The sequence below is a fragment of the Phenylobacterium sp. genome, from assembly GCF_036821595.1.
In the GTDB taxonomy this organism is placed as follows: domain Bacteria; phylum Pseudomonadota; class Alphaproteobacteria; order Caulobacterales; family Caulobacteraceae; genus Phenylobacterium.
In genome coordinates this window covers 1-10824 of record NZ_DAISJG010000065.1, presented here as the reverse complement: position 1 = coordinate 10824, position 10824 = coordinate 1, and the positions used below count along the sequence as shown (strand labels likewise).

13 protein-coding genes and 1 pseudogene are annotated in these 10824 nt (G+C 70.5%); 9 read left to right on the top strand and 5 right to left on the bottom strand.

The annotated features are described in order from the left end of the window. From V7Z97_RS17225 to V7Z97_RS17215, 3 genes are all read right to left on the bottom strand, one after another. The coding region (locus tag V7Z97_RS17225) for a 1-deoxy-D-xylulose-5-phosphate synthase N-terminal domain-containing protein (RefSeq protein WP_334164669.1) at window positions 1-944 on the bottom strand (944 nt) is incomplete at its 3' end. Window positions 945-966: 22 nt separating this feature from the next. Then, window positions 967-1848: a polyprenyl synthetase family protein gene (locus tag V7Z97_RS17220; RefSeq protein WP_334164668.1), complete on the bottom strand. Its 882-nt coding sequence runs from the start codon at window positions 1846-1848 to the stop codon at window positions 967-969. Continuing rightward, the gene (locus V7Z97_RS17215) at window positions 1848-2102 is read right to left on the bottom strand and encodes an exodeoxyribonuclease VII small subunit (protein WP_334164667.1); all 255 of its coding nucleotides are present in this window, start codon (window positions 2100-2102) and stop codon (window positions 1848-1850) included. The genes V7Z97_RS17220 and V7Z97_RS17215 overlap by 1 nt, the downstream gene beginning before the upstream one ends. A 147-nt stretch (window positions 2103-2249) precedes the next feature. On the opposite strand from V7Z97_RS17215, the gene V7Z97_RS17210 reads away from it, so the two are divergent. Beyond that, window positions 2250-3662 carry an alkaline phosphatase PhoX gene (locus V7Z97_RS17210; protein WP_334164666.1) on the top strand — a complete coding sequence of 471 codons (1413 nt, stop codon included), beginning with the start codon at window positions 2250-2252 and terminating at the stop codon, window positions 3660-3662. A gap of 4 nt (window positions 3663-3666) precedes the next feature. Here V7Z97_RS17210 and V7Z97_RS17205 read toward each other — a convergent pair whose 3' ends face one another. Together V7Z97_RS17205 and V7Z97_RS17200 are read right to left on the bottom strand one after the other, a co-directional pair. Next, on the bottom strand, window positions 3667-4290 hold the full coding sequence (locus V7Z97_RS17205; protein ID WP_334164665.1) for a histidine phosphatase family protein: 624 nt from the start codon (window positions 4288-4290) through the stop codon (window positions 3667-3669). A 43-nt stretch (window positions 4291-4333) separates the two neighbouring features. Further along, on the bottom strand, window positions 4334-5260 hold the full coding sequence (locus V7Z97_RS17200; protein ID WP_334164664.1) for a histone deacetylase family protein: 927 nt from the start codon (window positions 5258-5260) through the stop codon (window positions 4334-4336). A gap of 33 nt (window positions 5261-5293) precedes the next feature. Between V7Z97_RS17200 and V7Z97_RS17195 the strand changes: the two genes are divergently transcribed. From V7Z97_RS17195 to V7Z97_RS17160, 8 genes and pseudogenes are all read left to right on the top strand, one after another. Continuing rightward, window positions 5294-5866, top strand: coding sequence for a GNAT family N-acetyltransferase (locus tag V7Z97_RS17195; protein WP_334164670.1), 573 nt, complete (start codon window positions 5294-5296; stop codon window positions 5864-5866). 113 nt (window positions 5867-5979) lie between these two features. Then, window positions 5980-6474: a recombinase family protein gene (locus tag V7Z97_RS17190; RefSeq protein WP_334164663.1), complete on the top strand. Its 495-nt coding sequence runs from the start codon at window positions 5980-5982 to the stop codon at window positions 6472-6474. Window positions 6475-6556: 82 nt separating this feature from the next. Further along, window positions 6557-7045, top strand: coding sequence for a hypothetical protein (locus V7Z97_RS17185; RefSeq protein ID WP_334164662.1), 489 nt, complete (start codon window positions 6557-6559; stop codon window positions 7043-7045). After that, complete coding sequence (locus tag V7Z97_RS17180; RefSeq protein ID WP_334164661.1) at window positions 7042-7488, top strand: hypothetical protein; 447 nt, start codon at window positions 7042-7044, stop codon at window positions 7486-7488. The genes V7Z97_RS17185 and V7Z97_RS17180 overlap by 4 nt, the downstream gene beginning before the upstream one ends. Window positions 7489-7564: 76 nt before the next feature. Continuing rightward, on the top strand, window positions 7565-8740 hold the full coding sequence (locus V7Z97_RS17175) for a vWA domain-containing protein (RefSeq protein WP_334164660.1): 1176 nt from the start codon (window positions 7565-7567) through the stop codon (window positions 8738-8740). 63 nt (window positions 8741-8803) lie between these two features. Beyond that, window positions 8804-9463, top strand: a complete 660-nt coding sequence (locus V7Z97_RS17170) for a TetR/AcrR family transcriptional regulator (protein WP_334164659.1) — start codon at window positions 8804-8806, stop codon at window positions 9461-9463. Between the two features lie 6 nt (window positions 9464-9469). Beyond that, complete coding sequence (locus V7Z97_RS17165) at window positions 9470-10645, top strand: MFS transporter (RefSeq protein WP_334164658.1); 1176 nt, start codon at window positions 9470-9472, stop codon at window positions 10643-10645. Beyond that, window positions 10642-10824: pseudogene (locus tag V7Z97_RS17160) on the top strand (cupin); the annotation flags it as partial. The gene V7Z97_RS17165 and the pseudogene V7Z97_RS17160, both read left to right, overlap by 4 nt.

Here is a 10824-nt window from a genome sequence, read left to right as displayed (position 1 = left end):
GTCTGGCTCTTGGCCTGGGCGCCGGTGACCACGTCGAACTTGACCACGCCGTGGTACTTGTCGGCGGCGTTCTCGGCGGGCGCATAGCCCTTGCCCTTCTGGGTCACCACGTGGACCAGGACGGGCTTGTCGGTGATGTTGCGGGCGTTCTGCAGGACGTGGACCAGGGCGTCCATGTCGTGGCCGTCGATCGGGCCCACGTAGTAGAAGCCCAGCTCCTCGAAGAAGGTCCCGCCGGTGACCATGCCGCGGGCGTACTCCTCCGCCTTGCGGGCGGCCTCCTGCAGCGGCCGCGGGAAGGCCTTGGTGACCGCCTTGCCGAGGTTGCGGATCGACTGGTAGCCCCCGCCCGAGACCAGGCGGGCCATGTAGGCGCTCATCCCGCCCACCGGGGGCGCGATCGACATGTCGTTGTCGTTCAGGATGACGGTGAGTTGCTTCGTCGTCTCCATGGCGTTGTTCATGGCCTCGTAGGCCATGCCCGCGCTCATCGAGCCGTCGCCGATGACGGCCACGACCCGGTTGTCGTCGCCGCGCTGGTCCCGGCCGGCGGCGAAACCGAGCGCCGCCGAGATCGAGGTGGCGGCGTGGGCCGCGCCGAACGGGTCGTACTCGCTCTCGGCGCGCTTGGTGAAGCCGGAGAGGCCGCCGCCCTGGCGCAGGGTGCGGATCCGGTCGCGGCGGCCGGTGAGGATCTTGTGCGGATAGGCCTGGTGGCCGACGTCCCAGATCAGGATGTCCCGGGGCGTCTCGTAGACGTGGTGCAGGGCGACGGTCAGCTCGACCACGCCAAGCCCGGCGCCCAGATGGCCGCCCGTCTGGGAGACGGCGTCGATGGTCTCCGCGCGCAGTTCGTCGGCCAGCTGGCGGAGCTGCGGGATGGTCATCGCGCGCGTGTCGGCGGGCGTGGAGACCGTATCGAGGAGCGGTGTGGCTGGGGACATGGAACGCGGGTCGGCTGACGAACTAGTGGCGGCGCTCTAGCACGAAATCGACGCTGGCCCGCAGGAATTCGGCCTGTTTGCCGAACGGTTCCAGGTGATCTTTCGTCTGCTCCTGAAGGAGGCCCAGGCGCTCGCGCGCGGCGTCGACGCCCAGCAGGGTGACGAAATTCGCCTTGCCCTTGGCTGCGTCCTTGCCGGCCGCCTTGCCCATCTTCTCGGGGTCGCCCTCGGCGTCCAGCAGATCGTCGACGATCTGGTAGGCCAGGCCAAGGTCGTGGGCGAAGGCCAGCAGCGCGTGACGCTCGGCCTCCTTCGCGCGGGCCATGACCAGCGGCAGCTCGAAGGCGCAGGCGATCAGCGCGCCGGTCTTCAGCCGCTGCATGCGCGCGACCCCGCCGATGTCGTCGCGGACCCCCAGGATGTCGATCATCTGGCCGCCGCACATGCCTTTCGCGCCCGAGGCGAGGGCGAGCTTCGTCACCAGCTCGGCGCGGATCGCGCCGTCCGGATGGGTGTCGGGGTGGGCCAGGATCTCAAAGGCGGCGGTCTGCAGGGCGTCGCCGGCCAGGACGGCGGTGGCCTCGTCATAGGCCTTGTGCACGGTCGGCCGGCCGCGGCGCATGTCGTCATCGTCCATGCACGGCAGGTCGTCGTGGATCAGGCTGTAGGCCTGGATGCATTCGAGCGCGCAGGCCGAGCGGAGCACCGAGCGCTCGGCCAGCCCGAACATCCGGCCGGTCTCGAGGGCGAAATAGGTGCGCAGGCGCTTGCCGGGGCCCAGCGCGGCGTAGCGCATCGCCTCCGTCAGCCGGGACTCCGGCCCCTCCCCGCGCGGCAGCAGCTCGTCCAGCGCCACCGTCACGAGGTCCGCCGCCTCGGCGACGCGCCTGCCGAGGTCCGTCATCAGCTGAACTCGGCCGGTTCGACCCCCCGGGGCCCTTCGGCGGCTCCGCCGGCGCCCATGACGATCTTCTCGACGCGCAGCCGCGCGGCCTCCAGGCGCTTCTCGCAATGGGCCTTCAGCGCCGCGCCGCGCTCGTACATGCGGATGGAGTCCTCCAGCGGCGCCTGGCCCGACTCCAGGCGCGCCACGATCTGCTCCAGCTCGGCGAGCGCCTGTTCGAACGACAGGGCCTCGATGTCGGCGGCTTCGGACATGTCACCTTTCCCGCGGCGGGCGAACCAGACAGCGCCCAACCGTTAAGGCCCGCGCCTGCCCGGCACAACCGTCATTGGGCCGCACATCCGTCATTGGACTGTGACCTTGCAGCGCGATAGGTCGGATCCAAGTCGGGGAACCTTCAGATGTCCGTCAGCCGCCGCAACTTCCTGGCGCTCGCCGCCACCTCCGCCGCCTTCGGGGGCCTGTCGCGCGCCGTCGCCCAGCCTGCCGCGGGCTACCGCAACGAGATCACCGGCTACGGCCCGCTGGTTCCGGACCCGGCGGGGATCTTCGACCTGCCGGAGGGCTTCTCCTACAGGATCGTCTCCCGGGCCGGGCAGCCGATGGACGACGGCCTGCTGACGCCGGGCAAGCACGACGGCATGGGCTGCTTCCCGGACGCCTCGGACCCGAACCGCGTGATCCTGGTCCGCAACCACGAGCAGCGGCCGTCCGAGCCCGACCGCTCGGCTTTCGGCAAGGACGGCGCGCTCGCCTCCAAGGTGCCGGGCGACAAGGCCTGGGACCGTACCGCCTCGGGCGTTCCGATGGACGGCGGCACGACCACCCTGGTGTGGGACCTCAGGCAGCAGCGCCTCGTCACCCACCACCTCAGCCTGACCGGCACCATCGTGAACTGCGCCGGCGGCCGCACGCCGCAGCGCTCCTGGCTCTCCTGCGAGGAGACCGAGATCAAGGCCGGCGAAGGGGGGACGAAGGATCACGGCTGGGTGTTCGAGGTGCCGGCCGACCTGCGCGGCTTGGCCGACCCGGTCCCGATCACCGGCATGGGCCGCTTCAAGCACGAGGCGACGGCCACCGACCCGCGCACCGGCATCGTCTACCTGACCGAGGACTTCGCCGACGGCTTCTGCCTGTTCTACCGCTATCTGCCGGCCGACCCGGCGAAGCTCCAGGCCGGCGGGCGGCTGCAGGCGCTGGGCTTCCGCGACGGGGCGGACTTCGACCTGCGCAACTGGGACCGCCCGGCCTGGAAGGTCGGCGACCGCAGGAAGGTGGTCTGGATCGACCTCGACGGCGTCGACAACCCGCACAACGACCTGCGCCATCGCGGCCATGCCAAGGGCGCGGCCTGGTTCGCGCGTGGCGAGGGAATCCACTTCGGCGACGGGGAGTTCTTCTTCACCTGCACGACGGGCGGCCCGAGCCGTAACGGCCAGATCCTCCGCTACCGGCCGAGCCCGCAGGAGGGCCGGCCCGGCGAGAAGGACCGGCCGGGCGAGCTGGAGCTCTTCCTGGAGCCCACCGACAAGGAGGTGATGTCCATGTGCGACAACATCTCGGTCTCGCCCTGGGGCCACCTGTTCGTCTGCGAGGACAAGTACATGGGCCAGAACGCCCTGAAGGCGGTGACGCCGAAGGGGCAGGTCTACACCGTCGGCCGCAACGCCACGACACCGCCGCTGAAGAACGCGCCGAACACCGAACTCGCCGGCGCCTGCTTCTCGCCGGACGGCTCCACCCTGTTCCTGAACATCTACTTCCCGGGGACGACGATCGCGATCACCGGGCCCTGGCAATCGCTGAAGGCCTAGGGCCTCAGCGTCCCCGCTCGAAGCGGCGCATGGACCAGTACTTGTAGCCCTCGCTCCAGGCGAGCCGCCAGCCGCGCCGCTTGAGCGCCCGGCCGATCATGAAGTTGAAGAAGCCGTGGGCGAGCACGACGACGTCCTCGCCGCGCTCGGCCAGGTCGACGAGCATGGCGGCGGCCTCGTCGGCCCGCGCCTCGGCCTCCCGGCGGGTCTCGCCCCCCTCGTGGTGGTCGAAGAACCACCACCAGACGCGGGCCCAGAAACCCCACATCTTCGGCGACATCCGCACCCAGCCGGGCCACTTCGGCGGAGGAAGTGGAGCCTCGATCAGCATGTCGTGGCGCGTGAACTCCCGGCCCCGGGCGAGGGCCTCGGCGCTCTCGATGGAACGCAGCCGGGTCGAGGCGACAAGGGCGCCGCAGCGCTCGACGAACCGCAGGAGGGTTTCGGGCGGCGTCTGGCCCGGCAGCAGGCCCAGGACCTCGTAGCTCTCCCAGAAGGTGCGGTACTCCTCGGCGGTGAGCCTGACCTTGCGCGACAGCGCGGGCTCCCCGTGGCGCGCCAGGATGATGGCGCCCGGACGGGTGTTCGCGGATGCGACAGGAACCTCGGCGGTCAAGACGCTGGCCATTCCATCCGGTCGACGTCGGATTCACACCCCGCGCCGCGTTCCCTCACCCCTCTGACAGAGCCCTGACGTGCGCAAGCGCCGACTGGCCCAGAGCCTCAAGGTCGTAGCCGCCCTCAAGCGAGGACACAACCCGCCCCTTGGCGCGCCGGTTCGCCACCGAGGCGATGGCGCGGGTGGCCCAGGCGAAGTCGGCCTCCTCCAGGTTCTGGCCGGCCTCGCCGATGGGATCTCGGCGATGGGCGTCGAAGCCGGCCGACACGATGATCAGGTCGGGCGCGAAGGCGTCCACCTTCTCCATCAGCCGCTCGAAGGCCTGGCGCCATACCTCCGGCGGGGCGTTGGGCGGGGCGACGGTGTTGACGATGTTCGGCGGCGCGGCCTGCGACGGGTGGCCAGTGCCGGGCCACATGGGCCACTGGTGGATCGAGGCGAAGAACAGGCCCTCGCGGCCGGCGAACGCCGCCTGGGTGCCGTTCCCGTGGTGGATGTCGAAGTCCACCACCGCCACCCTATGCAGCCCCGCCGCCTGGGCCGCGCGGGCGGCGATGGCGACGTTGGAGAAGATGCAGAACCCCATCGGCGTGGAGGGCTCCGCGTGGTGGCCGGGCGGGCGCACCGCGCAGAAGGCCCGCTGGGTGCGCCCCGCGGCGACGTCGCGCACGGCGCAGACCGCCGCGCCGGCCGCCCGACGCGCGGCCGCGACGCTGCCGGCCGACATGTAGGTGTCCGGGTCGAGCTCGAGGGGATGGGTCCCGGGGCGCAGCGCCAGGATCCGGTCGATGTAGGCCTGGGGGTGCACCAGGGCGAGGTCCGCCTCCTCCGCCAGCGGCGCGTCGGCCGGGGCGAGGTCCAGGTCCGACGCGTCCTGCAGGGCGTCGATCACCGACCGCAGCCGTTCCGGCCGCTCCGGGTGCCAGTCGCCCGGACGGTGGTCGAGCATGTCGGTATGGGTGTAGAGGGCGATGGTCATCCCGTGATCCTAACCCAACTCTCTCCGCCGCCGATGCCTGAACCCATCATCCGCCGCGCCGGCCCGGACGACGCCGAGGCGCTCGCCGGGATCGGCGCCCTCACCTTCACCGAGACCTTCGGCCACCTTTATCCGCCGGAGGACCTCGCGCAGTTCCTCGAGGAGGCCTACGGCCTCGAACGGACCCGCGGCACCCTCGCCGATCCGGCGAAGGCGGCCTGGCTGGTGGAAGCCGGCGGGGAGGTCGTCGGCTACGCCGAGGCGGGTCCCTGCGGCCTGCCGCACCCGGAGGTGACGCCGTCGTGCGGCGAGCTCAAGCGCTTGTACCTCCTGAAGACCTGGCAGAACGGCGGCCTCGGACGGCGGCTGTTCGGCGAGACGATGGCCTGGCTGCTGCGCGCCGGCCCCCGCGACGTGTGGATCGGCGTCTGGTCCGAGAACCACGGGGCCCAGCGGTTCTACGGCCGGCACGGATTCACGCAGGTCGGCGAATACGGCTTCCCCGTGGGAGGCACAGTCGACCGCGAATTCATCCTACGCAAAGCTGCGGTGAGTTTTTCTACAGAACCCGCCAGAGACGCTGGGCGGGAACACAATTTTGCCTAATTTGATGCCATCGAGCGGCGAATATTGCCGCGATTTAAGAAATCCCCCCTTGGCGAGTGGCCGCTCTTTTGAAACCTTCGCCTCAATCGGCAAAGTTGCTGGGAGCGTGCGGGATGCTGCGGATCGGATATGTCCGGCTGAGGGACGAGGAGTCGGCCGGTGAGACGGCGGCCCTGAAGGCGATGGGCTGCCACGTGGTGCGCGCGGAAGAGCCAGGCCTTCCCGGGACGGACGACTTCGCCGTGCTCGACTCGATCCTCGATTTCATAGGTTCCGGCGACCAGCTGGTGGTGACCCGGCTGGGCCAGCTTGGTCCGGGTGGCCGCGCCATCCTCGACGTGGTGGAGCGCCTGGGGCAGCGCGGCGCGAGCCTCTACGTCCTGGAGGCGCAGCTCAGCACCGAGGGCGCCGGCGGCCCCGCCCTGCGCGCGGCCCTGCAGGCGGTGGCGAGCCTGGAACCCGTGAGCTTCTCCCGTCGCCGCAGGCCCGCCGCGGCCCAGGAGATCCGCGACCTCCAACGCGCCGGCGTCGGCCCCGTGGAGATCGCCCGCCGCCTCGGCGTCTCCCGCATGACCGTCTGGCGCAAGCTCCGCGCGGTGGAGGCCTGAACGGAAACAGGCTTCGCCGTTCATCCGGGCGTCAGGTCGGGCGTGGCTGTTGGAGAACAACCTTGACCATAGAGACCGCCCGATGACCCTCCGTCCGATACTCGCCGCCGCTGCGGCCCTGTCGCTCGCCGCCTGCGCGACCGCCACCACGGGCGTCGCGCCCGTGCCGATGGCGCCCGAGGTCGCCGCCCGCAGCCACATCAACGTCGTGCGCATGACCAGCGACTGGGTCAGCGGAAATCCCGACTTTCCCGACACCTTCACCGACGCGGTGCACGAGAACATGGCCGACTGCGCCCGCGGCCCGGAAAAGCTGGACCTGCGGCTGCACGTCTCGCGCACCCACCGGGAGGGCCGGCTCGCCCAGCTGCTGAACGGAGGCGGGGAGCATGAGATCGCCGGCGTGGCCGAGTTCGTCGACCCGAAGACCCGCGCCGTCGTCGGCCGCTATCCGATCCACGTGGTGGTGGACGCCGGCGGACCCGTGGAGGCCCTGCTGGCCGACCGCCAGCTGATGATCAGCGACGCCTTCGCCACCGAACTCTGCCGCCAGGCGTTCGGGCGGGGATGAGAGCCGCAGCCCCCCTCCTCGCGATCGCGCTCTGCGCCTGCGCCACCGTCCCGCCCGAGCCGCCGGACGAGGCCGCGCGCTGGACCATGCAGGCCTCGGCCACCGCCGGCGCGGCGCTTGTGCACGCCGACGCCGAGGGCCGCGAGGTCCTGCGCATCGCCTGCCGTCGCAATCCGCAGGACCTGTTCGTCGCCAGCGCCTGGCTGCGCGGCGCCGGACCGGTCCGGCTCACGATCGGCGAGGAGAACTTTCCGCTCACGGCGCTTCCGGACGCGGTCGGCCTGAGCGCCGCCGCGCCCTGGCCCGACCGCCTGCCCGCGGCGCTGATGGCGGGCGGACCGGTCACCGTCAGCCTCGGCCGGCGCGCCGACGGACCGCACGGGGCGCCGGACGCCCGCACGGCGGCGGCCTTCGCCATCGCCTGCCGGGGGCCGGTCGGCTAGCCCCTTCCACTGGACATCGGGGACCCGCGGCCCCATCCTTCGCGTTCAAACGAACGTTCGTCCCGCGAGACCCCGCATGTTCATGCGTTTCTTCACCGAGCTGCGCCAGGCCCGCGTGCCGGTGACGCTGAAAGAGTACCTCATGCTCATGGAGGGGCTCGACAAGGGCGTCATCGACCGCTCGGTCGACGACTTCTACTACCTGTCGCGCTCGGCCCTGGTGAAGGACGAGAAGAACCTCGACAAGTTCGACCAGGTCTTCGGCCACGTCTTCAAGGGCCTGGAGCGGATGGACGAGGGCATCGCCGCCGACATCCCCGCCGAGTGGCTGAAGAAGATCTCCGAGAAGTTCCTCACCGAGGAGGAGAAGGCGCAGATCGAGGCCATGGGCGGCTTCGACAAGCTCATGGAGGCGCTGGCCGAGCGCATCAAGGAGCAGAAGGAGCGCCACGAGGGCGGCAACAAGATGATCGGCACCGGCGGGACCTCCCCGTTCGGCGCCAACGGCTACCACCCCGAGGGCATCCGCATCGGCCAGGACAAGGGCCGGCACGGCAAGGCCATCAAGGTGTGGGACAAGCGCGAGTACAAGAACCTGGACGACCAGGTCGAGCTCGGCACCCGCAACATCAAGGTGGCGCTGCGCCGGCTGCGCAAGTGGGTGCGGGACGGCGCCGCCGACGAACTGGACATGCCCGGCACCATCAAGGGCACCGCCGAGAAGGGCTACCTCGACATCCAGATGCGCCCGGAGCGCCGCAACAAGATCAGCGTACTGATCTTCTTCGACATCGGCGGCTCGATGGATTCCCACATCAAGGTCTGCGAGGAGCTGTTCAGCGCCGCGCGGTCCGAGTTCAAGAACATGGAATTCTACTACTTCCACAACTGCCTCTACGAGGCCGTGTGGAAGGACAACCGCCGCCGCCACGCCGAGAAGATCCCGACCTGGGACGTGCTCCACAAGTTCCCGCACGACTACAAGGTGATCTTCGTCGGCGACGCCACCATGAGCCCCTACGAGATCACCTATCCGGGCGGCTCGGTGGAGCACTGGAACGAGGAGGCCGGCGCCGTGTGGATGGACCGCGTGGCCCAGATCTACGAGCACATGGTGTGGCTGAACCCCACCGCCGAGCGGCACTGGGACTACACGCCCTCGATCGGCGTCATCAAGCAGCTGGTCAACGACCGGATGTACCCGCTGACCATCGAGGGGCTGGAAAAGGCGATGAAGGAGCTGGCCCGCTGACGGTGCGGCGCTTGTGACCGTTCACAAGAGGCCTACTGTCATGGGAAGTTCACGGGGATTCGCATGACCGATCCCATCACTCACGACGCGGCCGAGACCGAAGAGGCCCAGGCCGCCACCAAGCAGGCGGTGTTCAACGCCGCCGAGCGGCTGTTCGCCCTGCACGGCTTCCAGAACGTGTCGGTGCGCGACATCACGGCCGAGGCCGGGGTCAACCTGGCGTCCGTGAACTACCACTTCGGCTCCAAGGACGCCCTGCTCTTCGAGATCTTCCGCCGGCGCACCAGCGAGCTGAACCGCGAGCGCGCACGGATGCTCCACGAGGCCAGCGACCGCCACCAGGGCAAGCCGCCCGTGCGCGAGATTCTCGAGGCCTATTTCGCCCCGCCCCTGAAGTGGGCGGCGCCCGACAACGACCGGCGCATCTCCGTGCAGTTCATCATCCGCGCCCGCTCGGAGGGCACGGAGGAGATGCGCGAGGCGATCCGCAACGACGTCTCGCACCTGGAGCGCTTCTCGAACGCCCTGCTCGCCGCCCGGCCGGACCTGCCGCGCGAGGAGGTCTACTGGCGGCTGCACTTCTGCCTGGGCATGGTCCACAACAACCGCTTCGTGGAGTTCGACCGGCTGCACCACCTGTCAGGCGGCCTCACCCGAGAAGGCGACGTGGCGGCCCTGCTGCGGCGCATGCTGGACTTCGCCGAGGCGGGCTTCCTGGCCTAGGCGGGGTTGCGCGGCTTCCTCCTCAAGGTCTGCGCCTACCGTTTCCTCGACACCTTCGTCCTGATCTATCCGCTGACGGCGGTGATGTTCGCCGACGCCGGCCTGTCGCCGGCGCAGATCGGCGTGGCGCTCGCCGCCTGGTCGCTCACCGGCGTGCTGCTGGAGGTGCCCTCCGGGGTGCTGGCCGACCACCTGCCGCGCCGCTGGCTGCTGGCCGCCGCCCAGCTCGCCCGGGCGACCGGATTCGGGATCTGGATCCTCTTCCCGACCTTCTGGGGCTTCCTGGCCGGGTTGACGCTGTGGGGCGTGAAGAGCGCGCTGATGAGCGGCACATTCGAGGCCCTGGTCTACGACGAGCTGAAGGCCGCCGGCCGGGCCGGCGACTACGCCCGGGTGATGGGCCGCGCATGGGCCAGCCGGTATGCGGGTCTGTTGCTGGCCTCGCTCGGCGCGGCGGGGCTGGTGGGGCTCGGCTATCCCCTGCTGATCGCCGGCAGCGCCGTGGCGGTGCTCGCCTCGGCGGGCGTGGCGCTCTCCCTGCCGAAGGTCCCCAGGGCCGCCACCACCGAGACGCCGCAATACCTCGCGCACCTGCGGCGGGGCGCGCTCGACGCGGTGCGGCTGCCGGGCGTGCTGCCGCTGCTGGTGTTCATCGCCGGCGTCCAGGGCGTGCTGCTCGCGCTGGAGGACTACTGGCAGCTCTTCGGCCGGGAGGTGGGACTGGGGCCGGCGCAGATCGCCCTGTTCATTGCCGCCATGAGCGGGGCCCAGGCGGTGGGCAGCGTGCTCGCCCACCGGCTTGACGGCCTTGGGCTGAAGTCGCTCTACGGCCTGCTGGTCCTGGCCGGGCTGGCGATCCTGGCTGCGTCGATGGTCTTCCGGCCCTGGGTCGTGGTCCTGCTGATCGGGGTGGGCGGGCTCAGCCGGGTGATCGACGTCAGCGCCGACGCCCGATTCCAGCACGCGCTCGCGCCCGAGACCCGCGCCACCGTGGCCTCGGTGAAGGGGCTGGCGATGCAGCTCACCTACACGAGCCTGATCCTCGGCTTCGCGGGCGTGGCGCAGGTCAGCGACTACCGCACCGCCTTCCTGGTCTGCGGCGCCATCGTGATCGGGTGGGGCGCCCTCTTCGGCCTGCGGGCTTTGGCGCGGGCGCCGGCGTCGGCTAAGGCTCCCACATGAAGATCGTCACCGACGCCCGCACCTTCACCGCCGACCGCGCCTGGGGCGCGCGCGACCTGGCCGAAGTGGAGGGCGCAACCGTCCGCCTGCACTGGACCGACCAGCCCTACCGCTGGCACGTCAATGACGGCGCGGAGGTGTTCGTCGTGCTCGAGGGCGAGGTGGAGATGCGCTACCGC